General features: G+C 58.5%; 29 protein-coding genes. 9 read left to right on the top strand and 20 right to left on the bottom strand.

The annotated features are described in order from the left end of the window. Positions 1-88: 88 nt before the first annotated feature. Entirely contained in the window at positions 89-916 is an 828-nt protein-coding gene (dapD, locus tag RUE5091_RS21400; RefSeq protein ID WP_058283979.1) for a 2,3,4,5-tetrahydropyridine-2,6-dicarboxylate N-succinyltransferase, read from the bottom strand. Between the two features lie 108 nt (positions 917-1,024). Continuing rightward, complete coding sequence (locus tag RUE5091_RS21395) at positions 1,025-1,942, bottom strand: threonine/serine dehydratase (protein WP_058283978.1); 918 nt, start codon at positions 1,940-1,942, stop codon at positions 1,025-1,027. Between the two features lie 79 nt (positions 1,943-2,021). Here RUE5091_RS21395 and RUE5091_RS21390 point away from each other — a divergent pair, with 79 nt between their 5' ends. Together RUE5091_RS21390 and RUE5091_RS21385 are read left to right on the top strand one after the other, a co-directional pair. Then, positions 2,022-2,864: an LOG family protein gene (locus RUE5091_RS21390; RefSeq protein ID WP_058283977.1), complete on the top strand. Its 843-nt coding sequence runs from the start codon at positions 2,022-2,024 to the stop codon at positions 2,862-2,864. Between the two features lie 3 nt (positions 2,865-2,867). After that, positions 2,868-3,965, top strand: coding sequence for a cystathionine gamma-lyase (locus RUE5091_RS21385; protein ID WP_058283976.1), 1,098 nt, complete (start codon positions 2,868-2,870; stop codon positions 3,963-3,965). Here RUE5091_RS21385 and RUE5091_RS21380 read toward each other — a convergent pair. Continuing rightward, the gene (locus RUE5091_RS21380; protein ID WP_058283975.1) at positions 3,960-4,349 is read right to left on the bottom strand and encodes a hypothetical protein; all 390 of its coding nucleotides are present in this window, start codon (positions 4,347-4,349) and stop codon (positions 3,960-3,962) included. The two genes, RUE5091_RS21385 and RUE5091_RS21380, sit on opposite strands and share 6 nt — an antisense overlap. A gap of 148 nt (positions 4,350-4,497) precedes the next feature. Here RUE5091_RS21380 and RUE5091_RS21375 point away from each other — a divergent pair, with 148 nt between their 5' ends. Then, positions 4,498-5,415 carry a DnaJ C-terminal domain-containing protein gene (locus RUE5091_RS21375; RefSeq protein ID WP_058283974.1) on the top strand — a complete coding sequence of 306 codons (918 nt, stop codon included), beginning with the start codon at positions 4,498-4,500 and terminating at the stop codon, positions 5,413-5,415. Further along, entirely contained in the window at positions 5,412-5,756 is a 345-nt protein-coding gene (locus RUE5091_RS21370; RefSeq protein ID WP_058283973.1) for a hypothetical protein, read from the top strand. Before RUE5091_RS21375 ends, RUE5091_RS21370 begins: the two co-directional genes overlap by 4 nt. On the opposite strand, the gene RUE5091_RS21365 is transcribed toward RUE5091_RS21370, so the two are convergent. From RUE5091_RS21365 to RUE5091_RS21350, 5 genes are all read right to left on the bottom strand, one after another. Continuing rightward, positions 5,757-6,383 carry a cytochrome P460 family protein gene (locus RUE5091_RS21365; protein ID WP_058283972.1) on the bottom strand — a complete coding sequence of 209 codons (627 nt, stop codon included), beginning with the start codon at positions 6,381-6,383 and terminating at the stop codon, positions 5,757-5,759. A gap of 233 nt (positions 6,384-6,616) precedes the next feature. Then, complete coding sequence (gene rlmN, locus RUE5091_RS21360; RefSeq protein ID WP_058283971.1) at positions 6,617-7,804, bottom strand: dual-specificity RNA methyltransferase RlmN; 1,188 nt, start codon at positions 7,802-7,804, stop codon at positions 6,617-6,619. Between the two features lie 79 nt (positions 7,805-7,883). Further along, positions 7,884-8,261, bottom strand: coding sequence for a lysozyme inhibitor LprI family protein (locus tag RUE5091_RS21355; RefSeq protein WP_058283970.1), 378 nt, complete (start codon positions 8,259-8,261; stop codon positions 7,884-7,886). 124 nt (positions 8,262-8,385) lie between these two features. Continuing rightward, positions 8,386-8,553 carry a hypothetical protein gene (locus RUE5091_RS23350; protein WP_165590820.1) on the bottom strand — a complete coding sequence of 56 codons (168 nt, stop codon included), beginning with the start codon at positions 8,551-8,553 and terminating at the stop codon, positions 8,386-8,388. A 164-nt stretch (positions 8,554-8,717) separates the two neighbouring features. Then, positions 8,718-9,251 (bottom strand): invasion associated locus B family protein, encoded by a 534-nt coding sequence (locus RUE5091_RS21350; RefSeq protein WP_058283969.1) that lies wholly within the window; start codon positions 9,249-9,251, stop codon positions 8,718-8,720. Positions 9,252-9,429: 178 nt separating this feature from the next. Here RUE5091_RS21350 and RUE5091_RS21345 point away from each other — a divergent pair, with 178 nt between their 5' ends. Beyond that, complete coding sequence (locus RUE5091_RS21345) at positions 9,430-10,428, top strand: asparaginase (protein WP_058283968.1); 999 nt, start codon at positions 9,430-9,432, stop codon at positions 10,426-10,428. 5 nt (positions 10,429-10,433) lie between these two features. On the opposite strand, the gene RUE5091_RS21340 is transcribed toward RUE5091_RS21345, so the two are convergent. Genes RUE5091_RS21340 through RUE5091_RS21330 form a run of 3 tightly spaced genes read right to left on the bottom strand, consistent with a single transcriptional unit; the run spans position 10,434 to position 11,521 of the window. After that, entirely contained in the window at positions 10,434-10,754 is a 321-nt protein-coding gene (locus RUE5091_RS21340) for a YciI family protein (RefSeq protein ID WP_058283967.1), read from the bottom strand. Between the two features lie 24 nt (positions 10,755-10,778). After that, the gene (locus tag RUE5091_RS21335) at positions 10,779-11,204 is read right to left on the bottom strand and encodes an SRPBCC family protein (protein WP_058283966.1); all 426 of its coding nucleotides are present in this window, start codon (positions 11,202-11,204) and stop codon (positions 10,779-10,781) included. Further along, complete coding sequence (locus tag RUE5091_RS21330) at positions 11,192-11,521, bottom strand: ArsR/SmtB family transcription factor (RefSeq protein WP_058283965.1); 330 nt, start codon at positions 11,519-11,521, stop codon at positions 11,192-11,194. Before RUE5091_RS21330 ends, RUE5091_RS21335 begins: the two co-directional genes overlap by 13 nt. Positions 11,522-11,710: 189 nt before the next feature. On the opposite strand from RUE5091_RS21330, the gene RUE5091_RS21325 reads away from it, so the two are divergent. Continuing rightward, positions 11,711-12,538: a sulfotransferase family protein gene (locus RUE5091_RS21325; RefSeq protein ID WP_058283964.1), complete on the top strand. Its 828-nt coding sequence runs from the start codon at positions 11,711-11,713 to the stop codon at positions 12,536-12,538. Between the two features lie 43 nt (positions 12,539-12,581). Here the strand turns inward: RUE5091_RS21325 and serB are convergent, their stop codons facing one another. The 5 genes from serB to hutI all read right to left on the bottom strand — a co-directional run bounded on the left by serB (position 12,582) and on the right by hutI (position 18,744). Further along, entirely contained in the window at positions 12,582-13,463 is an 882-nt protein-coding gene (serB, locus tag RUE5091_RS21320) for a phosphoserine phosphatase SerB (RefSeq protein ID WP_058283963.1), read from the bottom strand. A 70-nt stretch (positions 13,464-13,533) separates the two neighbouring features. After that, entirely contained in the window at positions 13,534-15,216 is a 1,683-nt protein-coding gene (gene hutU, locus RUE5091_RS21315; RefSeq protein ID WP_058283962.1) for a urocanate hydratase, read from the bottom strand. Beyond that, positions 15,213-16,010 carry an N-formylglutamate deformylase gene (gene hutG, locus RUE5091_RS21310; protein ID WP_058283961.1) on the bottom strand — a complete coding sequence of 266 codons (798 nt, stop codon included), beginning with the start codon at positions 16,008-16,010 and terminating at the stop codon, positions 15,213-15,215. The genes hutU and hutG overlap by 4 nt, the downstream gene beginning before the upstream one ends. Continuing rightward, positions 16,010-17,539: a histidine ammonia-lyase gene (hutH, locus tag RUE5091_RS21305; RefSeq protein ID WP_058283960.1), complete on the bottom strand. Its 1,530-nt coding sequence runs from the start codon at positions 17,537-17,539 to the stop codon at positions 16,010-16,012. Before hutH ends, hutG begins: the two co-directional genes overlap by 1 nt. Continuing rightward, the gene (hutI, locus tag RUE5091_RS21300) at positions 17,536-18,744 is read right to left on the bottom strand and encodes an imidazolonepropionase (RefSeq protein WP_058283959.1); all 1,209 of its coding nucleotides are present in this window, start codon (positions 18,742-18,744) and stop codon (positions 17,536-17,538) included. Before hutI ends, hutH begins: the two co-directional genes overlap by 4 nt. An 81-nt stretch (positions 18,745-18,825) precedes the next feature. On the opposite strand from hutI, the gene RUE5091_RS21295 reads away from it, so the two are divergent. The 3 genes from RUE5091_RS21295 to RUE5091_RS21285 all read left to right on the top strand — a co-directional run bounded on the left by RUE5091_RS21295 (position 18,826) and on the right by RUE5091_RS21285 (position 22,499). After that, positions 18,826-20,181, top strand: coding sequence for a formimidoylglutamate deiminase (locus RUE5091_RS21295; protein WP_058283987.1), 1,356 nt, complete (start codon positions 18,826-18,828; stop codon positions 20,179-20,181). Positions 20,182-20,194: 13 nt separating this feature from the next. Beyond that, a complete protein-coding gene (gene hutC, locus RUE5091_RS21290) occupies positions 20,195-20,899 on the top strand; it encodes a histidine utilization transcriptional repressor HutC (protein WP_058283958.1) in 705 nt (234 codons plus the stop codon). Between the two features lie 82 nt (positions 20,900-20,981). Beyond that, the gene (locus RUE5091_RS21285; RefSeq protein ID WP_058283957.1) at positions 20,982-22,499 is read left to right on the top strand and encodes a malonate--CoA ligase; all 1,518 of its coding nucleotides are present in this window, start codon (positions 20,982-20,984) and stop codon (positions 22,497-22,499) included. Here the strand turns inward: RUE5091_RS21285 and RUE5091_RS21280 are convergent. The 4 genes from RUE5091_RS21280 to RUE5091_RS21265 all read right to left on the bottom strand — a co-directional run. After that, positions 22,486-23,223 (bottom strand): metallophosphoesterase, encoded by a 738-nt coding sequence (locus tag RUE5091_RS21280; RefSeq protein WP_058283956.1) that lies wholly within the window; start codon positions 23,221-23,223, stop codon positions 22,486-22,488. The genes RUE5091_RS21285 and RUE5091_RS21280 overlap by 14 nt on opposite strands. A 120-nt stretch (positions 23,224-23,343) precedes the next feature. Continuing rightward, complete coding sequence (gene serA, locus RUE5091_RS21275; RefSeq protein WP_058283955.1) at positions 23,344-24,939, bottom strand: phosphoglycerate dehydrogenase; 1,596 nt, start codon at positions 24,937-24,939, stop codon at positions 23,344-23,346. A 58-nt stretch (positions 24,940-24,997) separates the two neighbouring features. Continuing rightward, positions 24,998-26,152 carry a phosphoserine transaminase gene (locus tag RUE5091_RS21270; protein ID WP_058283954.1) on the bottom strand — a complete coding sequence of 385 codons (1,155 nt, stop codon included), beginning with the start codon at positions 26,150-26,152 and terminating at the stop codon, positions 24,998-25,000. Between the two features lie 197 nt (positions 26,153-26,349). Then, positions 26,350-26,558: hypothetical protein (locus RUE5091_RS21265; protein ID WP_131726356.1), on the bottom strand; the 209-nt coding region annotated here is incomplete at its 5' end.

The raw sequence follows: 26,558 nt of genomic DNA, 5'->3' as shown, positions 1-26,558 counted from the left end.
CGTTCAAAATCCCGAATTGCTGACGGCTAAACTTAAATCAGATGAAATGCCCGAGCCATGTTCGGGCATTTCTTTTTGTTCTGAGCTATCAATCGCGCAGCAGCTCGTTGATCCCGGTTTTCGAGCGGGTCCTTTCGTCTACGCGCTTCACGATCACCGCGCAGTACAGACTGACATTGTTCTTGGAAGGCATCGAACCGGCGACAACCACTGAATAGGGCGGCACTTCGCCATACATGACTTCACCGGTTTCCCGGTCGACGATCTTGGTCGACTTGCCGATGAACACACCCATGCCCAGAACCGAACCCTCGCGGACGATGCAGCCCTCGACCACCTCGGAACGCGCACCGATAAAGCAGTTGTCTTCAATGATAGTGGGGCCCGCCTGCATCGGTTCAAGCACGCCGCCGATGCCGACACCGCCCGACAGGTGCACGTTCTTGCCGATCTGCGCGCAGGACCCAACGGTAGCCCAAGTGTCAACCATGGTGCCTTCGTCGACATAGGCACCCAGGTTCACGAAGGACGGCATCAGCACCACGCCCGGCGCAACATAGGCGGATTTGCGAACCACGCAGTTCGGCACGGCGCGGAACCCGGCGGTGCGCCACTGGTCCTCACGCCAACCGGCGAACTTGCTGTCCACTTTGTCCCACCAGCCGCCGGCTTGCGGACCACCGTTCTGGATTTCCATGTCCTTGATGCGAAAGCCCAGCAGCACAGCCTTTTTGGCCCATTGGTTTACGTGCCAGTCACCGCTGTCCAGCTTCTCTGCAACACGCAGCGAGCCGCTGTCCAGCGCGTTCAGTGTATCTTCGATCGCTTCGCGTTGTTCGCCAGAGGTGGCTGGGGTGATTGTATCGCGTGCCTCCCAGGCGGCTTCGATGGCGGCTTCCAGTTGCGCGTTGGACATTTGGCGGCTCCCTGCAGAATCTGTTCACGTTGGTGTTGCCTATACGCAAGCAAGGGACTGGCCGCAATGCGACGCAGAACGCGCGCTTTGCGGCTGATTGCTGCAGTTTCAGCCGTTCAGAGGGTCAGGTGAGAGATTTCCCCCACAAACCAGCACCGCCACGCGCTCATTGGGTTCCGGCTGATAGGCCCCAGACAGCAGCGCAGCCAATGCGGTTGCCCCGGCGGGTTCCACCAGAATCCGGTGCGCGCGCCATAGAGCCTGCTGGGCATCGGCGATGGCCTGATCGCTAACCAGAACCGATGTCAGCCCCCGCGCCAGATCGAAACAAATCGACCCGATCCGCCGCGCGCCCAGCGCGTTGGCGGCAATACCCGAGACGCTGACATCCACTGGCTCTCCGGCCTGGACGGCCGCGTTTAACGCGCATGAGGTCTTGGGCTCGACCGCCACAACCTTGCGCGCGCCCTGCAGCCAGCCCAGAGCCCCTGCGATCAAGCCGCCGCCACCAACGGCGATCAGAACGGTGTCGGCCTGTAGGCCCTGCGCCTCCCACTCAGCGAAACAGGTACCTTGTCCGGCTACGGTTGCGGGCGCGTCATAGGCGTGAATCTGCATCGCGCCCGTTGCGTCCTCATGTGCCTGCGCCTCGGTCAGGGCGTTGGCATATTCGCCGGGCACCACGCTCAGATCCGCACCCGTTCTTTCGATCAACGCTATCTTGGACGGCCCCGCCATTTCCGGCACGAATATCTTGGCCGGATGGCCCAAAGCACGCGCGGCATAGCCCGCCGCTGCACCGTGGTTACCACCAGACGCTGCAACGATGCCTGCCTTAGGCACATCCTGACTGAGCAACGTGTTGAACGCCCCCCGCGCCTTGAAACTGCCGGTATGCTGCAGGTGCTCCAGCTTCATCTCAACCGGATAATCCAACCCCAATGCCCGGCTTTCCATCACCGGCGTCACCTGCGCATAACCGTTGATCCGGTCGGCGGCCGCCAATATTTCACTCTTCCAATTCATTCTTGTTCTTCCGTGACTGGCACTCTGCCCGCGAACCCTATAGCTGTTTCAAGAACACGCAAGCAGGGAACATTTATCCATGAGAGAAGACCGCCTCAGCCCTTTCCGCGACGCGCAGACCGACCGCTCGACCGCGAGCGAGGTGCCGGACACGCCGCAAACACGCTCGCCCGCGTATCGCCTTGCCTTTGCCGATGACGATTTCCTGTGCCGCGATGAGCTGCGCCCGGTGCGCCTACAACTGGAATTGCTGAAGCCCGAGATGATCATGACCGAGCGCGAGATCACCTCGACCATTGTCATGTTCGGCGGCGCGCGTATTCCCGAACCGTCCCAAAAGCACACCGCCCGGACCCAGACGCTGGCCAACCTGTCGGAATATTACGACGAGGCCCGCGAATTCGCCCGGCTGATGACCGAGAAATCCAACGAAACCGGCTGCCGCGAGAACGTGATCGTCACTGGCGGCGGCCCCGGCGTGATGGAGGCCGGCAACCGCGGCGCGCAGGATGCTGGCGGCTGTTCCATCGGCCTGAACATCGTGTTGCCGCATGAACAGGCACCGAACCTTTACGTGACGCCCGAGCTGAGCTTCAACTTCCATTATTTCGCGATCCGAAAGATGCATTTCCTGATGCGCGCCCGCGCCATCACCATCTTTCCCGGCGGGTTTGGCACCATGGACGAGCTGTTCGAATCCCTCACCCTGATCCAGACTGGCCGGATGGATCGCGTGCCCTTCCTACTGTTTGGACGTGAGTTTTGGGAAAAGGTCATCAACTGGGAAGCACTGGCGGACGCGGGCACCATCTCGGACGAAGATCTGGACCTGTTCCGCTTCGTCGACACCGCGCAAGAGGCGGTTGAGATCATCGAGAATTGGGAACCCGCCCCGCCCCGCAACGAAATTCCGGGGCGCTAAACTATGGCTCCAAAGACCGGAGAAATGCTGCACCTGCGCGGCAATGCGCTGAACGCGGGTGATCCCGTGGCGCTGCCGCTGACCCAAAGCAGCATGTATCACCTGCCGGGCGGAACGGATGGGCTGCCCACATACGGCCGCGTCGACAACCCCACATGGCTGCATCTGGAACATGTGCTGGCCCATTTGGAAGAAGCGCCCTGCCTGACCTTTCCGTCCGGCATGGGGGCGATCTCGGCAGCTTTGTTTGCGACCCTGAAGACGGGATCGCGCCTGCTGATCCCATCGGACGGGTATTACGTCACGCGGGTGCTGGCGGATCGGTTCCTGTCCGGGCTGGGTATGTCGGTCACCGAACGCCCGACGACTACCTTTACCGAAGGCGGGTTTGACGGGTTCGATGTGGTCTTTGTCGAAAGCCCCTCGAACCCCGGTCTGGACATGCTGGACCTGCCCGCCATCGCCGCTGCAGTACGTGCAGCGGGCGGGATTACGATTGCCGACAATACAACCCTGACTCCGCTAGGCCAGCGCCCGCTGGAATTGGGCATCGACGTGGTTGTGTCCTCGGACACCAAGGCCATGGCCGGGCATTCCGATCTACTGATGGGGCACGTGGCGAGCCGCAATGCACAGATCATGGAGCGAGTCGAAGAGTGGCGCCGTGTCTCGGGTGCGATCCCTGGCCCGCATGAGGCGTGGATGTTGCATCGCGGGCTGGAAACGTTGGACGTGCGCTTTGAACGTATGTGTTCCTCGGCTCAAGTGCTGGCTGAGCGGTTGGCGGATCACCCGGCCGTTAAGCAGATCCGCTATCCTGGTTTGACCGGCGACCCATCGCATGCGCTGGCCGCAGCGCAGACGGCCCGGTTCGGGTTCCTGTTGTCGATCACACTGGAGACAGAAGAAAAGGCCGAAACTTTCATCAACGCCTGCCCGATGCTGCGCCCGGCGACATCCTTCGGTGGCGTTCACAGTTCCGCCGAACGCCGCGCGCGCTGGGGCGACGATGTCGACCCTGCTTTCATACGCCTATCTGTCGGCTGTGAACCGGTAGAGGAACTGTGGCAGGCGATTGAAACCAGCCTGAACGCACTATGATTTCTTCTTGGGCTCGCGCAGTTCGGTGAACACGTAGATCGGCAGCACAATGCTGGCGATCAGCGCCCCCAGCCAGACCAGCAGCGTGGCCGCCAACAGGTTCGAGATACCTCCAACCGTCAGCCCGGAGGCGACCAGATCGGTTATCAACAGGCCCACAAAGGTCACGATCAGCGCGATGCCGCCTTTCAGCGCGGGTGCTTTTTTCTCGCCCAGCTTCAGAATCAGCGGCTCGGCCACCACCTGCACCAGCGTAAAGACGATCACCACGACGATGAACGAGATCGGCTTGATCGCAAACCCCGACAGCAGCAGCGTGGCCAGTAGCAACCCGATGGCATTGCCGGCCAGCAGGGCCAAGGCGGATTTGATTCTGCGCGTCATGGGGGTCTCCGTCAGAAAACAATTTGAAACATGCATATGTTAACAGACCTGCGGGGATTTGCGAGCGGTTTCAAAAGCCTCTTCCTTTTGGGTCGTTGAAAACGCATGATAAAACCCATCCTGTTCAGCCCGACCCGCGAGAGGTGAGATGAGCGACGATCCCTATTCCGCCCTTGGTGTCGCCAAAGATGCCAGCGCCGCCGAGATCAAAAAGGCCTATCGGCGTATCGCCAAGGAATGCCACCCGGACCTGAAACCCGGCGATGCCGAGGCCGAAGCCAAGTTCAAGGCCGCTGCTGCCGCCTATGATTTGCTGAAAGACCCCGAAAAGCGGGCGCAATTTGATAATGGTGAGATTGACGCCTCGGGTCAGGAACGCCCGCAGCAGCAATATTACCGCGACTATGCCGAGGCCGCCGGAAACCCCTATAGGGGTCGCGCCGCAGATCCGGATGACATGTCGGATATTTTTGCTGAGTTCATGCGTGGCCGGGGTGGGCACGGCCAGCGCGCACAGGAATTCCACGCGCCGGGGCACAATCGCGGCTACAGCCTGCAGATCAGCTTTTTGGATGCGGTGTTTGGAGCCAGTCAAAAACTGACTCTGCCCGATGGCGACCGGATTGAGGTCAAGATTCCTGCGGGGATCACCGACGGACAGACCATTCGCCTACGCGGCAAGGGTGATCCGGGCTTCGGCGACGGGCCTCCGGGCGATGCGCTGGTGACCGTCTCGGTTGCCAGACACCCGGTATTCGATCGTCAGGGCGACGACATCCACATCACACTTCCAATCACCATTGATGAGGCCATTCTGGGCGGCAAGATTCCCGCACCGACTATCGACGGTGGCGTGAGTGTCAGCGTCCCGGCGGGCACCAGTAGCGGCATAACCCTGCGTCTGCGCGGCAAAGGGGTCAAGAAACGCGGATCATCTGAACGCGGAGATCAGCTGATCGAGTTGACAATCGCGATGCCCGATCAGGTCGACGACGACCTAAAGCAATTCATGGGAACCTGGCGCGAAAGCCACAGCTATGACCCGCGCAAAGGAATGCCGTCATGACCCGCACTCTGACCGAAGAACAGCTGATCGCAACCGTCACCCGCCTGACCTCGGCCCGGTTGACCGAGTATCTGGCCGCCGAGATCGTGATCCCCGAACAAACCGATCAAGGGCTGGCCTATCACAGCCTCGACGTGGCGCGACTGGAACTAGCGTGTGAGTTGCACGATCAGTACGAGATGGAGCCCGACGCGCTGTCGATGATGATTTCGCTGATCGACCAGATGCACGGCCTGCGCGCGGAACTGCGCGAGGTATTGAACGCGGTCGAAGCACAGCCAGAACCGATACGTCAGACCCTGATCGAGGTGATCGGAACCGCCCGTTTCAAACGCAGCTGATTAGTTGCCGACTATGTATTCTTCGGGCACGAAAAAGGTGTAATCCCGGTCGGCCACCGCCTCGTGACAATCGTGGCAATAGGCGACCGCGTTTGCACGCGCGCCCTTCGTGTCACCAAACAGCGATCCGTCCGGCATCACCATGATATAGCGCCAGTCACCTGTCTCGGGGCTTTCGCCTTCGGCCAGCTTTTCCATCACGAACAAGGCACCGGGGTGGATATTGCCTTCATCCGTGACGGTCACACTGTCCTTGGCGAGCACCGAGCCCTTAGGCAGCTTTTCCCCTTCGGCCAAAGTTCCGTAATTATGCGCCATGCGATTGGCATAGCTGTTCACATATCGCTGACCATGGGTGGCCGAGATATAGGGTGCATCATTGAACAGCGGCCAGTTCTGGTAATTCATCAGCAAATCCAACTGCGCGGCGTCGTAGCCCCGCGCCATGCGCCGTTGCAGGGATTCATAAATGCGCAACGCTTCTTCCTTGGACAAATCCGCTGGATTTTCGATGGCAAGATGCGCGTCCTCCTCGGTTGCTTGCGCATAGCCTTGGGTCGCGAACAAACCCGAAAAAGTCAGCAAGGTCAGTGAGATCAAAAACACACGTGTAAATCGTAAATACATTTGAATGGCCTACCTAGTTCTTAAGGTTCGCCTGAACGCCCATATCATGTTTGGAACATCATAACGGCCCTGAACAAACGCGCCACGGCCAGACCACGGCTTTCACCGCTTTGTGCGCAAGAGTGACATGCGCTGATCCAGCCCCGACCCGGAAAACATACCAAATTTTGCATGCAAAGAACAGCAAGGTGGAAATTAATTTATTGTCGACCCTTCAGGGACAATAATATGCCTCAGTTTTGCACCCCGGCTTCGGCCTCGATCTGTTTGCGCGATTTGCGAGCGCGTTCCGTGGCCGATTTCAGCTGACCGCAGGCCGCCATGATGTCCTCGCCGCGGGTCTTGCGAATGGGTGAGGCATAGCCCGCCTGATAGATGATATTTGCAAAAGCCCGAATACGGTTGTTCGAGCTGCGCTTATACGGCGCGCCTGGCCATTCGTTGAATGGGATCAGGTTGATCTTGGCCGGGATATTGTGGCGTTTGATATGGTCAATCAGACGGTGCGCGTCCTCGTCACTGTCGTTAACACCATCCAGCATCACGTATTCAAAGGTGATCCGCTCGGAATTCGACACTTTGGGATAGCTGGCCAAGGCCTGCAGTAACTCTTCGATATTCCAACGCTTGTTGATTGGCACCAGTACGTCGCGGGTTTCGTTCGTAGTTGCGTGAAATGAAATCGCCAGCAGACAACCGATTTCCTCAGCTGTGCGCGCTATCTCGGGCACCACGCCCGAGGTCGACAGGGTAATGCGACGACGCGACAGAGAAATCCCCTCGGGGTCCATGGCGATCTTCATCGCATCGCGGACGTTTTCGAAGTTATACAACGGCTCGCCCATGCCCATCAGAACGATGTTTGACAGCAGGCGGGTTTCGTCCTTGGGCGCGCCAGGAACCGGCCATTCCTCAAGATCGTCGCGGGCCATCATGACCTGACCGACAATCTCGGCTGCGGTCAAGTTGCGCACCAGTTTCTGTGTGCCGGTATGGCAGAAGGAACAGGTCAGCGTGCAGCCAACCTGAGACGAGATACACAGCGTCCCGCGATCCTCTTCGGGGATGTAGACAACCTCAACCTCATGGCCACCCGCGATGCGGCACAGGTACTTGCGCGTGCCGTCCTCGGACACCTGCCGGGTCACGACTTCGGGGATTTCGATCACGAAAGTCTCAGCCAGTTGCGCACGATACGCTTTGGCGAGGTTGGTCATTTCGGCAAAATCGCGCACGCCCCATTGATAGATCCACTGCCAGATCTGTCCGGTGCGCATCTTGGCCTGCTTTTCCGGTGTGCCGTTTTCGATCAGAACATCGCGCAACTGGTCGCGGGTCAGGCCGACAAGGTTAATCTTCCCCTCGGGCAATTTGCGGGGGATGGTCAAGACGTCTTGAGTGATCGGCGCTTTGGGCGACATGTGGCTATCTCAATGGATTCTGGCTTGGGATGCGCCTCTATATAGGATCGCGCGCAAAGATCAAAAGGAATCGTATCAATCAATTCGCAAAGCGCAGCAGCTCATCCACGCGCGCCCGCCCCAGATCGACCCGGCAGGCGGTGATGGCAATACCCGTTCCGGACCCACCTCCATAAGATGCGCCCACTGCTTCGCATTGCGCATCTCGGTAGCCTTCCCAGGCGGATTGCGCGGATTCCAAGGCAGGCTGTGCCACCACTCGTCCAGTGACTTCGTCCAACTCTTTGGCGGCTTGCACGGCAAATCCGTAGCTCGCCTCCAGCGCCAGATTGACCCGCTCTTCCATTTCGCCAACACAGGCCCCGATTTCCACCTGAGAGTTGGCGTCGGCACATTCCAGTGTGGGGTCTGCCAGTGCTGCAGATGAAAACAACAGTGCAATCAATGTGTATCGCATGTTCTGTTCCTGCCAGGGATTTCCTACCGTCCAACAGTAGCACGCGTAGAATTGAGTCCCAAATATGACTTGGCCGCACCGCCAGCGCCGGTGCAGCCAAGATTCTTTGAGTAGGTCAACTTCTTCAAACGCCCGCAGGTAGGATATCACAATCTGCTGCGTCCAAGGTTTTCACCGGGTCCTCTGGTCCGCACTGTTCACCGGTCACCGGGTAAGTGTCGGTGTCTTTTTCACACGCGCTCAACAACAGGGCGGCTGTCATCATCAACGCGACAATGGACTTATTCAGCATTCGTAAGCTCCTTCCGATTTCCTGAACTGATTAGTTCAGAAAAATCAGAAGCTCGCCTTGATACGGATCAAATGCGCAGACAGACGTGACGTTAAGTTGACGTTTTGCAATGAAAAAAGAAAACCCCGCCAAATGACGGGGTTTCGTGTGTCTGCAAATGTGCATTAGTTCGTACAGCGCGTCTCGGCGTCTTCGATCGCCGCCGTAAAGCCCAGCAGCGAGAAGGTATCCTTGGTCTGGGTCCCACGCTCAGACCGCGCAGTCAGCACGGCCTCGGTGCCGCGTTTCATCGCTGCGACCACCTTAAGGTCTTCGCCTTCGGTTGCGGGCCATGCCCATTCGCCTTCGGTGATCAGCTCGAACTCGGTTCCGTCGATCTCAAGATTGACCGTCGAACCCGCGGCAAAAGGATAGCCGCCGGTAAAGGTCACCTGACCCTTCACCTCGGCATTGGGGCGATAGAACACGAACAGCAGAATATCGCTGCGGCGGACTGATACCACCCGGCCACCACGTGTGTTGACGGTTTCCTTGGGGGCGGACACGCTCCAGCATTCCGTGGGATCGTCTTCGACGAACACGCTCCAATCGGTCTTGGCTGCCACGCGGTTGGTGCTTGACGCCTGCTGAGCGGTTGCGGTTGTGGCCATCCCTGCCATGCACAAACCCGCGATCACACGGACGAGTTTCGATCTCATCTGTCCAGCCTCCTAGCTCGACCTATTACCTCATACCCATCGGACATAGCTGCGAACTCTACCGGTTCGTCTGTAAGTTGCGTATTCCGATGATTGTCGACATACACACACTAACGCAGGTTTCGCCACAGGCGAAAGGGCGATTGGCAGAATTTTGCGCATATTACGGAGGGGCCAGATGACGCAGCCGGTACCAATGACAGAACTTTGGCGTGGACCCTTGCTGGAAAGCCTGCATCTGGGCCATGCGGTGATCTGCGATGACAGTGGGCAGATCGTGCACAGTTGGGGGGATCCGAATGCGGTGATTTACCCCCGGTCCTCGGCCAAGATGATCCAGGGGCTACCGCTGATTACATCGGGTGCAGCAGCGAAATACGGGCTGAACAGCGAGCATCTGGCACTGGCCTGCGCCTCGCACAGCGGCGCGCATATTCATACAGACCGCGTGACGGCCTGGTTGGACCATCTGAACCTGTCCGAACATGATCTGCGCTGTGGCCCGCAGGAGCCGCAGGACATGGCCGCGCGGGACGGGTTGATTCTGGCCGATGACACACCTTGCCAGATCCACAATAATTGCTCGGGCAAGCACTGCGGATTCCTGACCGTGGCCCAGCATATGGGTGCGGGGCCAGAGTATCTGGAAATCGACCACCCGGTGCAGCAGGCCTGCCTGTCGGCGATCGAGGAAACAACTGGCGAGACAAGCCCGGCCTATGGGATTGACGGATGTTCAGCCCCGAACTTTGCCACCTCGCTGGTAGGGCTGGCGCGGTCGATGGCGTGGTTTGCCTCGGCCGCCGACCGGTCGGACCGGGCCAGCGACGCGGCGCAACAACTGACCGCCGCGATGATCAAGCATCCCGAACTGGTCGCAGGCGAAAACCGCGCCTGCACCGAGCTGATGCGCGCCATGGAGGGCCGCGCCGCGATCAAGACCGGGGCCGAAGCCGTGTTCATTGCCATCATTCCGGAAAAACGCATGGGCGTGGCGTTGAAGATCACTGACGGCACCACGCGCGCCGCCGAATGCGCCATTGCATCCATTCTGGTCCGACTGGGTGTACTGGAGGCCGAAAACCCGGCCACCCTCAAATTCATGAACGCCATTCAATACAGTCGCCGCGGACTGGAATGCGGCATCATCAAGCCTGCGCCGGGGTTCCCCGGCTAAGGCCATCACATCTCGATCGGATGTATCTCGGCCACTTCGACCGAGCCTGAACCGTTGACGACCATGGGGCAGCCTTTGGCCATCTCGGTGGCGACGTCGATGCTGTCGGCCTTGATGACCGTGAACCCCGAAGCCGGGTTTGCACCGCCATTGTCTACAACCCCGCTGTCGCTGACTGTATAGGATTGGCCCACAGGATTGCCGGGGATATCCAGCGCGTCGCCCATATTCTGGAACCATGCGCCCCAAGCAGCCATGGTCGCTTCGATTTCGGCGGGATCAGTCGGGGTGTGGCCGCCATGATAGACAAACAAGAATTGAGGCATTTTTCTTCCTCCCTGAAAAGTTTTTTAGAACTGAGCTTCCAACTTGCGCAGTGACGAGGTCCAGCCCTGATTATGGTTTGTTGCAACCTCGGCATCGGCCAGTTCGCGGTGGTCAAGAACCAGCTTTGCGCCGGATTCCGTCGCCGAGACGGTCAGGGTCACATGACTTTCTGCACCGCGTTGATCCTGATCATCATGCCAACCCCAGGTAAAGCCCACGGAATTCGGCGGGTCCACATGAGTGACCTGCCCGGATACTTTGTATCGCTGCCCTTCGGCATTCACCATGACCGAATGCCACGGCCCAAGGCGTGAAAAATCCAGATCATGTTCGGGCACATGCATCCCCTCGGGACCCCACCATTGCAACAGCTTTGCGCCATCGCTGATCCAGGCGAACAGGTTTTCTTGGGATGTAGGGAACGCGCGTTCCAGTTTCAGTTCGGCCATGAATTCTCCCTTTCAATCAAATCGTTCAAACGGTCGAGGCTGTTTTCCCAGAATTGCCGTTTCGAGATAGTCCATTCCGCGATGGCCCGCAGCCCCGCGGTCTGGATGGAATACATGCGCTGGCTGCCCTGCACCCGCTGCTGCACCAGCCCGGCAGCACGCAACACCTTCAGATGGCGCGAGATCGCAGCCCCGGACATGCCACGCCCTTCGATCAGATCACCGGCGGGTAACTCTCCGTCCTGCATCAGCTGCTCGACGATCGAGAATCGGGTGGCATCGGACAAAGCCGAGAATGCGGTCAGAAGCGTGTTCATAGCCATTGTTTAACATTATTGTTAAATAAAGGGAAGATCAAAAATTCCCATCAGCCCTGACTTCCGATCCTTCCAGTGCAACAGACAACAAGCCTGTTTCGTGCACCAGCCCAAACGGATGCCTTTGGCTGGTTGCATTTCCTATGTTAGAAGGCCATTTTCGTCGCCAAAACGTAGACAGGATTCAATATGGCGAATGTCCGCTTCCTTCTTTCAACCGGCCGTACTTCTACTCAGAATATTGCATCCGTTCTCCAAACCCACTTACCTGAAACCGTTGTCGAGCATGAGCCTCTTGGCCCAAACTATTTTTCACGCCAGGTCTTTCGCCGACCACGAAATATTTTTGGAGTATTAGGGAAACACGTCCCAATCCAACGAAAACTCATAGAGATTGAGGATCTGCTGGCCAGTGGGACATCATATATCGACGTCGGCTGGCCTTGTTATGCATGGCTACCCTATTTCGCGTCTCGATTTGAAAAAGAACTTAAATTCGCCCATCTCGTTCGAAACCCGTTCGAAACAGCTTCGTCACATGCCACGCATGGTATCTTTGTTCCCGCAGTTCCGCGTGGAAGGCGAACCGAGAAAGTTGCCGCAATCCATCCCGAGGACCCGGCAGTGCATTTTAAAGAGGTCGCGAAGAATGCCGCGAAATTTACACCGTTCGAGAAAAATCTGTTCAACTGGCTGGAAATAAACCAATTCGCACTGGAACAACATCAACGTGAAGGGTTTATCGGACTTTATCGTTTTGAAGACCTCTATAATCCAGAAGCTCCAAAACTGACTTCCTTTCTATCAGATTTTGCCGGTACAGTTGACTACGATACGACGTCGGCCCCGGTGGACAAATCCCAAAAGATTCTTCGCACAAAAATTGATGCCACGGACCAGAAGTTGCTGGATGCAGTCTTCGAACTGGCGATCAAGCTTGGCTATACAAAGGAAGATCTTAAACAATATTGGGATGCGGATGCGTTGCAAAAAATGTACTCTGTCAGACGGCGCTAGAAAGGTAGGGCAACAAGTGGTTGCCACGCCTTCAGCCTGATTTTCACTCTTGTTCGACAAATTCGTCCCTTGAATATCCCTGAAGAAACAACAGAGCTGTCAGATCACCGTAATTGATCCGGATATCACATTTAGCCGCAACCGACGGCTTGGCGTGCAGCGCCACACCGGTTCCGGCCCGGCTCAACATGCCCAGATCATTGGCGCCGTCGCCCACAGCCATTACGTCCGCCTCAGACAGGCCCAGCCGTTTGGTGATTTGCGCCAGCGCATCCACCTTGGCCTGTTTGCCCAGTATCGGGTGCTGCACATCTCCGGTCAGCCTGCCACCTTCGGCCAGCAACTTATTGGCGCGGTTTTCGTCAAAGCCCAACAGTTCGGCCACTCTGGCGGTAAAGGCCGTGAACCCACCCGACACCAGCGCCGCATAGCCCCCATTCAGGCGCATCGTAGCAACCAGTTCCTTGCCGCCCGGCATCAGCGTGATGCGTTCGTTCAGAACCTTGTCGATTACCGCTTCATCCAGACCCTTTAGCAGGCCGACCCGTTCAATCAGTGCGCCTTCGAAATCCAACTCACCATTCATGGCCCGCGCGGTTATGTCTTTGACCCGATCTCCAACCCCTGCCTCATCAGCCAACTCGTCGATGCATTCCTGCTGGATCATGGTGCTGTCCATATCGGCCAGCAGCATTAACTTGCGGCGTTTCCCGAACGGCTGCACGATCAGGTCAACCTCGAGCAACTGCAGTTCGGCCCAGACATCCCATTGATTGTCGGGCAGCTCGGGAAACGTGAATTGCGCCGCCTCATCTTCGCTGAGCCAAACCAGATCGTCCCCACCCCACGCATTGCACAGCGCCTCAACCAGAGCCTGCTCGAGCTTTGGTGTGTTCGGGTTGGTCAACAAAGTGGCTACGTACATCATCGATCTCCTGCAGGCTCCTCTGCGCATAGCGCAGAGGCCGTCAATTCACCAGAGACAGTTGACGTGTTTACCCCAGAATGCCGGGCAGCCGCAGCCCATGGGTGCGGGCGCAGTCCTTAGCGACGTCATACCCCGCATCCGCATGCCGCCACACGCCCGAGGCCGGATCGTTCCACAGCACCCGCTCCAACCGTCTGGCCGCGTCCTCGGTGCCGTCGGCACAAATCACCACCCCCGCATGCTGGCTGAACCCCATTCCAACCCCGCCGCCGTGATGCAGAGACACCCAGGTTGCACCGCTGGCTGTATTGATTAGCGCATTCAGCAGTGGCCAGTCACTTACAGCATCGGATCCGTCCAGCATCGCCTCGGTTTCACGGTTCGGGCTGGCAACTGAACCCGAATCCAGATGATCGCGACCAATCACAACCGGCGCCTTCAACTCGCCATTGGCGACCATCTCATTGAACGCCAGCCCGGCGCGGTGCCGATCACCCAGCCCGATCCAACAAATTCGCGCCGGCAGCCCCTGAAACGCAATCCGTTCCTGCGCCATATCAAGCCAGCGATGGAGGTGCTCGTTTTCGGGGAACAGCTCCTTCATCTTGGCGTCAGTCTTGTAGATATCCTCGGGGTCACCCGACAAAGCACACCACCGGAACGGGCCGATCCCCTTGCAGAACAGCGGACGGATGTAGGCAGGAACGAAACCAGGGAAAGCAAAGGCGTTTTCCAGCCCCTCATCCTGCGCCACCTGCCGGATGTTGTTGCCGTAATCCAGCGTCGGGACATCCGCGTTCCAGAAATCGACCATGGCTGCCACATGCTGTTTCATTGATGAACGTGCAGCCTTTTCAACCCATTTAGGGTCTGTTTCGCGCTTTTCCCGCCACTGTCCCATGGACCACCCTATCGGGAGATACCCGTTGATCGGATCATGCGCGCTGGTCTGATCGGTGACGATATCCGGGCGCATTCCGCCCGCGGACATGCGGCGGTAGATCTCGGGGAACACCTCGGCCGCGTTGCCCAGCAGCCCAACAGATTTCGCCTCGCCCGCTTTGGTCCAGCGGTCGATCATCTCCAACGCTTCGTCCAGGGTCTCGGCTTTTTCATCGAGGTATTTGGTGCGCAGGCGAAAATCGATACTGTCCGGGTTGCATTCGACTGCCAGGCAGCAGGCACCGGCAAAAACAGCGGCCAGCGGTTGCGCGCCCCCCATTCCCCCCAGACCGCCGGTCAGTATCCACTTGCCGGTCAAATCGCCGCCATAGTGTTGACGTCCAGCCTCGGCAAAGGTCTCATACGTGCCCTGAACGATGCCTTGTGTGCCGATATAGATCCACGATCCAGCCGTCATTTGGCCGTACATCATTAGACCCTTCTTATCGAGCTCGTTGAAGTGATCCCAGGTTGCCCAATGGGGCACGAGGTTGGAATTGGCGATCAGCACGCGGGGCGCGTCCTTGTGCGTCCGCACAATGGCCACCGGCTTGCCGGATTGAACGATAAGGGTTTCGTCGTCTTCCAGATCCTTCAAACCGTCAACTATAGTATCGAAATCTTTCCAGGTGCGGGCGGCGCGGCCGATACCACCATAGACCACCAGTTCATGCGGGTTTTCGGCTACATCCGGGTGCAGGTTGTTCATCAGCATCCGTAGGGGTGCCTCGGTCAGCCAGCTTTTAGCATTCAACTCTGTTCCTATCGGCGGGTAGATATCGCGCGTGTTCTTGCGAGGGTCGGTCATGGCGTCGTCTCCAATGCAGTGTCTTGGATGGCTTCCAGAATATCGTGCAGCCAATGGCGCAGGCGGTCGGCTTTGGCGGGGTCGTAGGGCCACGGCGGGCTTTCCGCGCTCAGATAGGTGGACTGGGCCAGCTCCATCTGAATGGCATGCAGCCCTTCGTGCGGGCGGCCATAGTGGCGAGTCGTCCAGCCGCCCCGGAACCGCCCGTTCAGAATGGTGCTGTAGGGCGATGACGTGGCAAATTCATTCGCAATAGACTCAATTCCCGACGCGCAGGTTACGCCACCATCGGTCCCAATATTCATGTCGAACAAGGTACCCTCGAACAGAAACGGAATGTGGCTACGGATCGAGTGGCAATCGAACAGAACAGCCACGCCATGGATTGCCCGCACGCGCTCCAACTCTTCGGTAAGCGCGGCATGATAGGGTGCATGAAAGGTTTCGCGCCTCTGACCGATCTCGTCCTCTGACGGTTCCTGCCCGCTTTGCCAGATCGACTGCCCATCGAAGTCGGTCAACGGCACCAGCGTTGTAGTATTCTGCCCTGGGTAAAGCGAAAGGCCTTCGGGATCGCGGTTGGCGTCGATGACATAGCGATGAACATGCGATTGAACCACCGTCACGCCACCTATTAGCCCTGTGTAGAGCCTGTTTATGTGCCAATCCGTATCCGCCAACGCGCGTCCGGTGTTATTGAAACGAGTCGCGATATCGTCCGGCACGTACGTCCCGCCATGCGGTTGTCCCAATACGATAGGGCCATCCCCGCGATGCACACTGACCACCTGCATCACACCACCTCGGGCAATGGAGTGCCAACGGCCCTTAGGATCGATGCCTCTGCCACCAGTTGTTTCGCGGCTTCCAACTCTGGGGCCAGATAACGATCCTCGGTCAGGGCCGGAATGTCAGCCCTCAGCCGCGCGATGACCCGCTGCAAAGGACCGCTGGTGACCAACGGCGCGCGAAACTCGATCCCTTGTGCTGCGCAAAGCAGTTCGACGCCCAAAATGTAGTTCAAATTTTCGACCATTCGGATCAGGCGCCGCGCACCATGGGCCGCCATCGAAACGTGATCCTCCTGATTGGCCGAAGTGGGGGTGCTGTCCGTGACACAGGGATTAGCGAGGTGCTTATTCTCGCTCATCAAAGCGGCAGTGGTGACTTCGGCGATCATCAGACCCGAGTTCAGCCCCGGATCAGGGGTCAGGAAAGGCGGCAGATCAAAGCTAAGCGTCGGATCCACCATCAAAGCAATGCGGCGCTGCGCGATGGCACCGATCTCGGACACAGCCAGCGCAATCATATCGGCCGCAAACCCCACAGGTTCAGCATGGAAATTCCCGCCCGAGACGATCCCGTCAGCCAGAACCAACGGATTGTCGGTGGCTGCGTTGGCCTCAACCTCAAGCGTGGCGGCGGCCTGCCGCAAGACATCCATCGCTGCACCCGTGACCTGCGGCTGGCAGCGGATGCAATAGGGATCCTGAACGCGGGTGTCACCCTCACGGTGACTTTCCCGAATTTCCGACCCGTCCAGCACGGCGCGCATGGCACTGGCGGCCTCGGTCTGACCACGATGGCCGCGCAAAGTGTGAATTTCAGGCCGTAAGGGTGCGGTGGACCCCATGATCGCATCGGTCGACAAGGCCGAAACAACCAACGCGCTTTGGGCCGCGCGCCAGGCTTCGAACAGCCCGGCCAAGGCAAAGGCCGTTGAAAATTGCGTACCGTTGATGAAAGCCAGCCCCTCCTTTGGGCCCAGCTGAATAGGCTCTAAATTTACTGATTTCAGCGCGTCTGCACCCGGCAGAACAATGCCGTTCACCTCGGCTTCACCATCACCTATGACCACCGCAGTCATATGTGCCAACGGCGCAAGATCGCCCGAAGCACCGACCGAACCCTGTGCTGGGATCACCGGTGTAACCCCACGAGCCAGCATCTGCTGCAACAGCTCGATCAGCTCCCACCGCACGCCTGAAGCGCCGCGACCGAAGGACAACAGCTTGAGTGTCATCATCAACCGGGTCAGCCTCCGCGGTATGGCAGGGCCGACACCGCAACAATGGCTTAGGATCAGGTTGCGCTGCAAGGTCGAGGTGTCCTGCGGCGCGATCTTGAGACTGGCCAATTTACCGAAACCAGTATTAACGCCATAGACCGCGTCATCACCCTGCGCTGCAGCCTGAATACGTTGCGCCGCCGCATCCACCGCGGGCTTGCAGGACGAGTCCAATGACACTGGAGGTTGATCCCAGTAGATCTCGGCCAATTGCGCCAAAGAAACCTGTCCGGGCTGCAAAGTCAGAGACGTCATGTGATCCCTCCGAAAAGACGTTTGTGAAGAGGGTTGAAGCCAACGCGATAAGCCAGCTCGGCCGGATGATTGACATTCCAAATGGCCAGATCTGCCCTCTGCCCCGGTGCCAGGGTGCCCGCATCCGTGATCCCCAACGCGCGCGCGGCGTTCCGGGTGACACCGGCCAGCGCCTCTTCGGGCGTCAGACGGAAAAGCGTGCAGCCCATATTCATGGTCAACAAGAGCGAGGTCAGCGGTGAGGAACCGGGATTGCAATCGGTCGCCAGGGCCATTGGCACTTGATGTCGGCGCAGCAAGTCAACAGGCGGCACCTGCGTTTCCCGCAACGTGTAGAAAGCACCCGGCAACAGCACCGCCGTGGTTCCGGCCTTCGCCATGGCCGACACGCCTTCGGCATCCAGATACTCGATATGATCCGCGGACATGGCCCCATATGAGGCCGCCAGTTGCGCCCCACCCAGGTTGGACAATTGCTCGGCATGCAATTTTATCGGCAGGCCAAGCTCTTTCGCCACATCGAAGACCTGCGCGATTTGCACGGGAGTAAAGGCGATCCCTTCACAGAACCCATCAACCGCATCCACCAGCCCCTCGGCATGGGCAGTGCGCAGGGTTGGGATGCAAACTTCGCGGATATAGTCATCAGGTCGGCCGACATAGTTTGGTGGCACCGCATGCGCGCCCAGAAAAGTGGTTTTGATCCGAACGGGGCGGGCTTCTCCGATCCGGCGGGCGACGCGCAACATCTTCATCTCGGTTTCGGTGTCCAGCCCATAACCCGATTTAACCTCGATGGTGCAGACACCCTCGGCAATCAGGGCATCCACGCGGGGCAGCGCGTTTGCCAAAAGCGTTTCTTCACTGGCGGACCGCGTGGCGTTGACTGTGGAGAGGATACCGCCCCCGGCGCGCGCGATGTCTTCGTATGAAGCGCCGTTCAGTCTCATTTCGAACTCGGCTGCGCGGTTACCGCCGAACACCACATGGGTATGCGCGTCGATCAGCGCTGGGGTAATCAGACGCGCTCCGAAATCCTCAACCGGCCAACCGATATGTTCCGGCGGTACGTCGTGTTGCGCACCAACCCAAACGATCTTGGGCCCATCAACGGCAATTGCTGCATCCTGACACAACCCATAGGGCGTGCCCCCCTCTGACATCGTGGCCATCCCGGCACTGAGTAAGACCGCTTTTCTGGTCATGGCGATTCTTTTCGGCTCCCCTCTTGTTTGATTTTTATGTATATGTGTAAAAGAATGAAGTCTACACATTATGGAAGTCAAATGCAGATTCATGCCAGAACGGCCTTGTTAGGCTCAGAGTGGATTCAGGATGTACGGGTAGAAATCGACCTCGGACGCATCGAGCGAGTGCAGACTCAGGCACCGGCGGCGCCCAATGACACCCGCGTGGATGTCCTGTTGCCCGCATTGGCAAACCTGCACAGCCATGCCTTTCAACGGGCCATGGCCGGTATGACCGAAACCCGCATGGCCGGGCGTGAGAGCTTTTGGACATGGCGCAACCTGATGTATCGCTTTCTGGATCGGTTGACGCCCGAGCAGATCGAAGCCATCGCCGCGCTGGTTTTCATGGAGATGCAAGAGGCCGGGTATGCTTCGGTCGGCGAGTTCCACTATGTCCATCACCAACCCGGAGGTGCGCCTTATGATCAACTCTCGGAACTGAGCCAGCGCATCTTTGGTGCAGCACAACAGACAGGGATCGGTCTGACACACTTGCCCGTGCTCTATACCTATGGCGGCGTTGCGCAGGAGCCACTGACTGGCGGGCAGTTGCGGTTCGGCAATGATGTATCTCGGTTTCTAAAATTGGTGGAAGATTGCCGCACCATCCTTCCATATTCAGACTCTATATTGGGGATAGCGCCACATTCTTTGCGGGCGACTTCTCCTGCCGACCTTTCCCAAGTTCTGCAGGCCACACCCGATGGCCCTGTGCATATCCATATCGCGGAACAAGTACAGGAAGTCGCCGATGTGCAGGCCGCATTGGGACAGCGTCCTGTGGCTTGGTTGCTAGACAATGCAGACGTGAACGAATGGTGGTGCCTGATCCATGCGACTCATATGACCGATGTCGAAACCCGAGCGCTGGCTCAGTCCGGTGCTGTGGCTGGGTTGTGCCCGATCACCGAGGCCAATCTAGGCGATGGTATTTTCAATGGCGCGACCTACATCGCGGAAAACGGACAGTTTGGTGTTGGATCAGACTCTAATATTCGGATTTCCCTGCCCGAGGAAATGCGGACCCTGGAGTATTCCCAGCGTCTGCGCGACCATCAACGCGCAGTTCTGGTACCCGCTGAAGGTTCGGTCGGGCATGCGCTTTACATTGGTGCTGCACAGGGTGGCGCACAGGCCCTAGGCCGCGATGCCGGCCAGATCGCCGAGGGCAAGCTGGCCGATCTGGTAGCTATCGACCGGACCCACCCGACGCTTTGCGCATTGGCGGACGATCAATTGCTGGACGGGTTGTGCTTTGCCGCCCCGGACGGGCTTGTCACCGACTTGTGGTCAGCCGGGCGACATATGGTGAAACAGGGCCGCCACGTTGCGCGTGATCAGATCATTCCCGCTTACAAATCCGCAATTGCGGGCCTGCTGGCCTCGGTCTAAAGGAACAAGCACTATGCCCCAGTCCAGCGACACCACTAGCTACAAAGACATCAAGATAACCGTTCTGTCGCGTATCCGCTCGGGCGAATGGCAGCCAGACTCTCTGCTGCCAAACGAACAAGACCTGGCGGTCGAGTTTTCCTGCACCCGCACCACCGTGAACCGGGCCCTGCGGGAACTGGCGGATGAGGGGTATCTGGAACGCCGTCGCAAAGCAGGAACCCGGGTGCTGAGCGCGCCGCAGCGACAGGCCCGCTTCACCATCCCCATGGTCCGGGACGAGGTGGAAGCGATGGGCGGCACCTACCGCTATGCGCTGGTATCCTCCAAGTTAGAGATTGCTCCTGAATGGCTAAGCGCTCGTTTGGCTCTGTCGTCGGGACAAAACGTGATGCATGTGCGCTGTATGCATTTTAACGGCAACACGCCGTTTCAGTATGAGGATCGCTGGATCGTTCCGGCCTCGGTCCCGCAGGTGAAACAGGCGGATTTCTCACAGATCGGGCCGAATGAGTGGCTGATCCAGACCGTACCATTCACCAATGTCGAGCTCAGCTTTCTGGCCAGCCGTGCCGATGCGACAATCGCTGGATTCCTGGACGTGCCTGAAGGGGAACCAGTCTTTACCGGTGAACGGATCACTTGGTTGCAGGGTCAGCCAGTAACCTTTGCCAAGATGTTCTTTGCCGCTGGGTACCGCATGACTACGCAATTCTAAGCCGCATCCGGATTTCTCTTTACCCCCTACCCAATCCGATACAGATTCACCCGGGATTGAGCAGGCGCAGAGGAAAGACGAAATGGGCAACCCGCTATACGACCGACTGTTTGGCATTCACGCGGGCAAACACACGCCGTTCCTGCATCTTCCTGATGGTCAAACTCTAACCCATGCCGATTTTCTCGACATGTCCTCGCAGATCGCCAATGCCCTGACCGGGTATGAGCTTGAGCCCGGCGAACGGGTGGCCGTGCAAGTGGAAAAGTCTCCCCAGGCTTTGGCGCTTTATGCTGCCTGTGTGCAGACCGGGTTGATCTTTTTGCCGCTGAACACCGGCTACACCACGGCTGAACTGCAATATTTCATCGAAAACAGCGGCGCAAAACTGGTTGTCTGTGACGCCGCAAAGCAAGAGGGGCTGGTCCCCATCGCCACCGCCCAGGACGCCCGGTTAGAGACGCTGAACGCCGACGGGTCAGGCAGCTTGATGCGCCGGGCACTGGGAATGTTGCCCGCGTTTGAACCGGTCCGCCGCGACGAAGAGGATCTGGCCGCGTTCCTCTATACCTCGGGCACCACGGGGCGGTCCAAGGGGGCGATGCTGACACAGGACAACCTGCTATCAAACGCCGAAATGCTGGCGCAAGAATGGCGGTTTATGGCAGATGACGTGCTGCTGCATGCGCTGCCGATTTTTCACACACACGGGTTGTTCGTGGCGACGAATGTGGTGCTGGCCGCGGGCGGGTCAATGATCTTTCTGCCCAAGTTCGATGCTGAGGATATTTTGCGACTGTTGCCGCAGGCCACCTCGATGATGGGGGTTCCGACCTTCTACACCCGCCTGCTGGACGATGACCGGTTCACCGGCGATCTGACCCGGCATATGCGGCTGTTCACTTCAGGTTCGGCGCCGATGCTGAGCGAAACCCATGAGCGGTTCGAGGCCCGTACCGGCCACCGCATCCTGGAACGTTACGGCATGACCGAGACCAACATGACCACCTCGAACCCCTATGACGGCGAACGTCGTGCGGGCACGGTGGGCTTCCCGCTGCCCGATATCGAGCTGAAGGTGACCGACCCCGAAACCGGCGCAGACCTGCCGCAGGGCGAGATAGGCATGCTTGAGGTACGCGGACCCAACGTATTTGAGGGCTATTGGCAAATGCCCGAAAAAACCGCCGCCGAACTGCGCGAGGATGGCTTTTTCATCACCGGCGATCTGGGGCGCGTGGATGCGGACGGGTATGTCCACATTGTCGGACGCGGCAAGGACCTGATCATCTCGGGCGGTTACAACATTTACCCCAAAGAGGTCGAACTGGTGCTGGATGACCAACCCGGTGTGCTGGAAAGCGCCGTGATTGGCGTCTCACACCCGGATTTCGGCGAAACCCCTGTTGGCATTCTGGTGCCCGAGCCGGGTAATACGCTGGACCCCGAGGCTATCCTGTCCAACGTCCAAAACACGCTGGCCCGGTTCAAACATCCCCGCAAGCTGATCGTGCTGGACGCACTGCCCCGCAACACGATGGGCAAAGTGCAAAAGAATATCCTGCGTGAGGACTACAAAGACCTGTTTAAGAAGGCTTAGGCTCCAGAAGAACACGCCCGGCTTCGGTCAGAAGCCAGCATTGGCTGCCTTCAAAAACAGCCACGCCTGCTGCACAACCATAGCCCGCACCCGTGTCCAGATTGATGCGATTTCCATAGTGCGTGGCACGATCCACCGGTGTATGGCCATGGACGATCAGTTTCGGATGCTGGCCGGAATGGTTGTGAAACGACTGCCGAATCCACACCAGATCATTCGCGTTCTGCTCGCTCAGCGAGATACCGGGCCGGATTCCTGCATGTACAAAAGCCAGTTCGGGCGTCTGATGCATCAAACTAAGATCGCGCAGGAAGGTTCTGTGTGATAACGGCACCGCCGACCGCGCTATGCGGTGAAGATCTTCCAACCGTATTCTTTCCTCGAACTCGACCCCGTAGCTGCGCAGCGTTTCTACCCCACCCAGCCGTTCATGTAGCCAGTGATACCCCACCAGCAAATGCGGATCATGCCGCGGAGTGTCCTCAAGGAACCATGCAAACATCCGGTCGTGGTTTCCCAGCAGGGTGATCCAGTCCCGCCCGGTCTCGCGGCCTTCGATAAGCCGTTCGATCAGGCCTCGGCTGTCGGGGCCGCGGTCGATGTAATCGCCTAGGAACACGATACGTGCGTTTGGACCGCCATCGTGTTCGATCAGCGACAGTGCGCGTTCAAATTCCGCAACCTGACCGTGCAGGTCACCGACGGCGTAGATCAGATTTGTCATAGCGTGTCCTTGGTGGCCGGTTTGCCCCTACTTGTGACGCAAAACCTAGCTGCGCAAAAGATAATGCCCGCGCTTTTGTATGCGCGGGCATCGAATGAGTCACCAAGTCAGCGCCGCAGCTTAAGCAACGTCAAACTCCAGTGGTTTGATCTGGGTGAACAGACCGGTTTCCGCCAGCTTGGCACGCGCCTCGGCCGGAACGGGTTCGTCCACGTAAAGCAACGCGATGGCCTCGCCCCCGGCCTCGGACCGGCCAAGGGTAAAGTTAGCGATGTTGACGTCATTGTCACCCATGGTCTGACCCAGCGCTCCGATGATGCCCGGCACATCCTCGTTGGTGGTATAGAGCATATGCGCGCCCACCTCGGCCTCGATATTGATCCCCTTGATTTGGATGAAACGCGGCTTGCCGTCGCTGAAGACAGTGCCGCCGATCGACCGTTCGCGCTTTTCAGTCACCACGGTCACTTTGATATAGCCTTCGAACGCACCGGACTTGTCCTGATTGGTGGTCGAGATTTGGATGCCGCGTTCTTTGGCGACGACCGGGGCCGAGACCATGTTCACCTCGGGGTTGAACTTTTTCATAATCCCCGCGACGACCGAGCAGTTCAGCGCCGCCAGATTCATCTCGGACGCAACACCGTCATAGAGGATGTTGATCGCCTTGATCGGCTCATCCGTCATCTGGCCGATGAAACTGCCCAGATGACCGGCCAGCTTGATCCATGGGCCCATGATCTTAGCTTCTTCGGCGGTGACGCTGGGCATGTTCAGCGCATTTTCCACAGCACCCGTCAGCAGATAGTTTGAGATCTGCTCGGCCACCTGCAGCGCCACGTTCTCCTGCGCTTCGGTCGTGGCCGCGCCAAGGTGCGGCGTGCAGACCACGTTGGGCAGGTTGAACAGGGCGTTTTCCTTGGCCGGTTCCTCGCTGAACACGTCAAAGGCCGCACCGGCCACATGACCGGATTGCAGCGCCTCGGACAGCGCGTCCTCGTCGACCAGACCACCACGAGCACAGTTGACGATGCGCACGCCTTTCTTGGTCTTGGCCAGGTTTTCGCGGCTCAGGATATTGCGGGTCTGGTCCGTCAGCGGCACGTGCAGGGTGATGAAATCAGCGCGTGACAGCAGTTCGTCCAGTTCGACTTTCTCTACGCCCATCTTGGCGGCTTTCTCTTCGCCCAGATAGGGATCATAGGCGATGACCTTCATCTTCAGACCAAGCGCGCGTTCACAAACGATACCACCAATATTGCCCGCACCGATCACGCCGAGGGTCTTGTTGGTCAGCTCGATCCCCATGAACTTGGACTTTTCCCATTTGCCCGCATGGGTCGAGGTGCTGGCCTCTGGGATTTGCCGCGCCACGGCGAACATCATCGCAATCGCGTGCTCGGCCGTCGTGATCATGTTGCCAAAAGGCGTGTTCATCACGATCACGCCTTTCTTCGAGGCGGCTTCTTTGTCGACATTGTCTGTGCCGATGCCAGCGCGACCAATCACTTTCAGGTTCTCAGCCTTTTCCAGCAAGGTCGGCGTCACCTTGGTCGCCGAGCGGATGGCAAGACCGTCATACTGGCCGATCACCTCGGCCAATTTGTCTTTGTCCTTACCCAAGTCGGGCATGAAATCCACGTCGATGCCACGGTCGCGGAAAATCTGAACAGCCGTTTCGCTGAGCTTGTCGGATACGAGTACTTTAGGGGCCATATCTCTGGTCCTTGAATTGTATGGGAAGTCCGGGCCAGTCACAGCCCGGTGGAAAAGGTCAGGCGGCTTCTGTCTGCGCCGCGATCTCGGCCTCAAAGGCCCAGGCCAGCCAGGGCAGCATCGCCTGAATATCCGAGGTTTCGACCGTGCCGCCGCACCAGATGCGCAGGCCCGCCGGCGCGTCACGATAGGCACCGATATCCAGCGCGATATTCTCGGCCTCCAGTCGCTTGGCCACCGCTTTGGCGAATGCTGCGCCATCCTGAATGCGCGCGTCGGTGAATTTCAGACAAACCGAGGTGTTCGATTGCGTCGCGGCATCTTCGGCCAGATTGGCGATCCAGTCATTTTGCGCGCAGAATGCATGCACCGCACCGGCATTGGCATCAGCCCGGGCGATCAAACCCTGCAGACCACCGACCGAGCGCGCCCAATCCAGCGCGAACAGATAATCTTCTACCGCCAGCATCGAAGGCGTATTGATCGTGGCTCCGGTGAAGATACCCTCAATCAGTTTGCCACCCTTGGTCAGGCGGAAAATTTTCGGCAGCGGCCATGCAGGGGTGTAACTTTCCAGCCGCTCCACTGCGCGAGGCGACAGGATCAGCATGCCATGCGCGGCCTCGCCACCCAGCACTTTCTGCCAGCTGAATGTGGTGACATCCAGCTTGTCCCAGGGCAGGTTCATCGCAAAGGCTGCGCTGGTTGCGTCACAGATCGTCAGGCCCTGACGGTCATCCGCGATCCAGTCGCCATTGGGAACCCGCACGCCGGACGTGGTGCCATTCCACGTAAACACAACGTCATTGGTAAAATCGATCGAAGCCAGATCGACAAGCTGCCCGTAGTCGGCGGTTTTCACCTCGGCGTCGATCTTCAGCTGTTTGACCACGTCGGTCACCCAGCCGGACCCAAAGCTTTCCCACGCCAGCATTTCGACCTTGCGTTCGCCCAGCAATGACCACAGTGCCATCTCAACCGCGCCGGTGTCCGAGGCGGGAACAATGCCGATCTTGTAATCCGCCGGAATGCCCAGCACTTCACGCGTGCCTTCGATGGCTGCCTTCAGCTTGTCCTTGCCGACAGCGGCACGGTGCGACCGACCCAACGCGGCATCGGCCAGTTTGGACAGATCAAATGTGGGGGGTTTGGCGCAGGGGCCCGAGGAAAAACGCGGATTCGCCGGCCGCGTGACCGGTTGTTCTGTAGTCATGTGTATTACCCTTCCAGATACACGCCCCTCGTTGGGGAGGGGTGTCCCACGGACAGGGGTATGAGGCCTTCGCAGATGCAGCAAGCAAAAAAGACCGTTCATCCGCAGAAAACGACACAGGAAGGGTGCGCAATTTGGAACACAGGTTTCCTATTGGCGAAAAACCCCGCCAAAATCTTCGGCGAGGTTTTGGTGATTTACTCGGCTGCGTCTGCGTATGCGTCCATTGGGGGGCATGTGCAGACGAGGTTTCGGTCACCGTATGCGTTGTCGACGCGGTTGACGGGGGACCAGTATTTGTCGACGCCCATCGATCCCGGCGGGAAGCAGGCCTGTTCGCGGCTGTAGGGTCGGTCCCAGTCGCCGACCAGATCGCGCACCGTGTGGGGGGCGTTTTTCAGCGGGT

Source organism: Ruegeria denitrificans, from assembly GCF_001458295.1.
GTDB lineage: Bacteria > Pseudomonadota > Alphaproteobacteria > Rhodobacterales > Rhodobacteraceae > Ruegeria > Ruegeria denitrificans.
Note: the sequence above shows the minus strand (reverse complement) of the source record. Positions and strands in the feature narration are given on the sequence as shown.

What these genes read in the sequence shown, in the direction of transcription:
- RUE5091_RS21355 (WP_058283970.1), bottom strand. Translation starts at nt 8,261, where the DNA reads ATGCGATACACATTGATTGCACTGTTGTTTTCATCTGCAGCACTGGCA.
- RUE5091_RS21390 (WP_058283977.1), top strand. Translation starts at nt 2,022, where the DNA reads ATGAGAGAAGACCGCCTCAGCCCTTTCCGCGACGCGCAGACCGACCGC.
- RUE5091_RS21325 (WP_058283964.1), top strand. Translation starts at nt 11,711, where the DNA reads ATGGCGAATGTCCGCTTCCTTCTTTCAACCGGCCGTACTTCTACTCAG.
- RUE5091_RS21395 (WP_058283978.1), bottom strand. Translation starts at nt 1,942, where the DNA reads ATGAATTGGAAGAGTGAAATATTGGCGGCCGCCGACCGGATCAACGGT.
- RUE5091_RS21280 (WP_058283956.1), bottom strand. Translation starts at nt 23,223, where the DNA reads ATGACAAATCTGATCTACGCCGTCGGTGACCTGCACGGTCAGGTTGCG.
- hutI (WP_058283959.1), bottom strand. Translation starts at nt 18,744, where the DNA reads ATGACCAGAAAAGCGGTCTTACTCAGTGCCGGGATGGCCACGATGTCA.
- hutH (WP_058283960.1), bottom strand. Translation starts at nt 17,539, where the DNA reads ATGACGTCTCTGACTTTGCAGCCCGGACAGGTTTCTTTGGCGCAATTG.
- RUE5091_RS23350 (WP_165590820.1), bottom strand. Translation starts at nt 8,553, where the DNA reads ATGCTGAATAAGTCCATTGTCGCGTTGATGATGACAGCCGCCCTGTTG.
- hutU (WP_058283962.1), bottom strand. Translation starts at nt 15,216, where the DNA reads ATGACCGACCCTCGCAAGAACACGCGCGATATCTACCCGCCGATAGGA.
- RUE5091_RS21340 (WP_058283967.1), bottom strand. Translation starts at nt 10,754, where the DNA reads ATGCCTCAATTCTTGTTTGTCTATCATGGCGGCCACACCCCGACTGAT.
- RUE5091_RS21365 (WP_058283972.1), bottom strand. Translation starts at nt 6,383, where the DNA reads ATGTATTTACGATTTACACGTGTGTTTTTGATCTCACTGACCTTGCTG.
- RUE5091_RS21345 (WP_058283968.1), top strand. Translation starts at nt 9,430, where the DNA reads ATGACGCAGCCGGTACCAATGACAGAACTTTGGCGTGGACCCTTGCTG.
- hutG (WP_058283961.1), bottom strand. Translation starts at nt 16,010, where the DNA reads ATGCAGGTGGTCAGTGTGCATCGCGGGGATGGCCCTATCGTATTGGGA.
- RUE5091_RS21375 (WP_058283974.1), top strand. Translation starts at nt 4,498, where the DNA reads ATGAGCGACGATCCCTATTCCGCCCTTGGTGTCGCCAAAGATGCCAGC.
- RUE5091_RS21380 (WP_058283975.1), bottom strand. Translation starts at nt 4,349, where the DNA reads ATGACGCGCAGAATCAAATCCGCCTTGGCCCTGCTGGCCGGCAATGCC.
- RUE5091_RS21330 (WP_058283965.1), bottom strand. Translation starts at nt 11,521, where the DNA reads ATGAACACGCTTCTGACCGCATTCTCGGCTTTGTCCGATGCCACCCGA.
- dapD (WP_058283979.1), bottom strand. Translation starts at nt 916, where the DNA reads ATGTCCAACGCGCAACTGGAAGCCGCCATCGAAGCCGCCTGGGAGGCA.
- RUE5091_RS21295 (WP_058283987.1), top strand. Translation starts at nt 18,826, where the DNA reads ATGCAGATTCATGCCAGAACGGCCTTGTTAGGCTCAGAGTGGATTCAG.
- hutC (WP_058283958.1), top strand. Translation starts at nt 20,195, where the DNA reads ATGCCCCAGTCCAGCGACACCACTAGCTACAAAGACATCAAGATAACC.
- RUE5091_RS21285 (WP_058283957.1), top strand. Translation starts at nt 20,982, where the DNA reads ATGGGCAACCCGCTATACGACCGACTGTTTGGCATTCACGCGGGCAAA.
- serB (WP_058283963.1), bottom strand. Translation starts at nt 13,463, where the DNA reads ATGTACGTAGCCACTTTGTTGACCAACCCGAACACACCAAAGCTCGAG.
- RUE5091_RS21370 (WP_058283973.1), top strand. Translation starts at nt 5,412, where the DNA reads ATGACCCGCACTCTGACCGAAGAACAGCTGATCGCAACCGTCACCCGC.
- serA (WP_058283955.1), bottom strand. Translation starts at nt 24,939, where the DNA reads ATGGCCCCTAAAGTACTCGTATCCGACAAGCTCAGCGAAACGGCTGTT.
- RUE5091_RS21385 (WP_058283976.1), top strand. Translation starts at nt 2,868, where the DNA reads ATGGCTCCAAAGACCGGAGAAATGCTGCACCTGCGCGGCAATGCGCTG.
- RUE5091_RS21270 (WP_058283954.1), bottom strand. Translation starts at nt 26,152, where the DNA reads ATGACTACAGAACAACCGGTCACGCGGCCGGCGAATCCGCGTTTTTCC.
- rlmN (WP_058283971.1), bottom strand. Translation starts at nt 7,804, where the DNA reads ATGTCGCCCAAAGCGCCGATCACTCAAGACGTCTTGACCATCCCCCGC.
- RUE5091_RS21335 (WP_058283966.1), bottom strand. Translation starts at nt 11,204, where the DNA reads ATGGCCGAACTGAAACTGGAACGCGCGTTCCCTACATCCCAAGAAAAC.
- RUE5091_RS21350 (WP_058283969.1), bottom strand. Translation starts at nt 9,251, where the DNA reads ATGAGATCGAAACTCGTCCGTGTGATCGCGGGTTTGTGCATGGCAGGG.